We start from the raw sequence: 455 nt of genomic DNA on the forward strand, positions 1-455 counted from the left end.
TATAAAAACGAAATGAACATCTTAGCATCTGTATACTGTTTAAATTCATATAACTGATCAACAAACTTAATTTGATAAGGGCCTTGCGCACCTATACTACTTAATTCAAATGATAGTGTATCAAACGATGTAACAACTTTAGTTCTTTGAAAGCAACCCCATAATGCGGTTTTTAAATTAAGCTGTTTTTTTGTCCCGTTAAACTCTAAACGGCTCTTTTGACCAAAAAGCAATATAGATATACCTAAAAAGAAGCTTGCCGAAATCGCGAAGAAAATACTTTCCCCTCCTTCGCTTGCAACTGTCATCACAATGCTAATAACTCCAGGAACAAGCATAATAAACGCAAAAATTTTACTTGTCATCTCGCGTCTTGAGGGCATTGTTGTATTACCACTTTGATCTGTTTTGAGAACTTTTTTTACAAGCTTGGATAGATTGTTATATTCCATTAC

The 455-nt window shown here is 33.8% G+C and carries 1 pseudogene; it reads right to left on the reverse strand.

Annotated elements, in window-relative coordinates:
* Positions 1 to 455: pseudogene (locus AN391_RS19920) on the reverse strand (hypothetical protein); the annotation flags it as partial.

The organism is Pseudoalteromonas sp. P1-13-1a (genome assembly GCF_001401875.1).
In the GTDB taxonomy this organism is placed as follows: domain Bacteria; phylum Pseudomonadota; class Gammaproteobacteria; order Enterobacterales; family Alteromonadaceae; genus Pseudoalteromonas.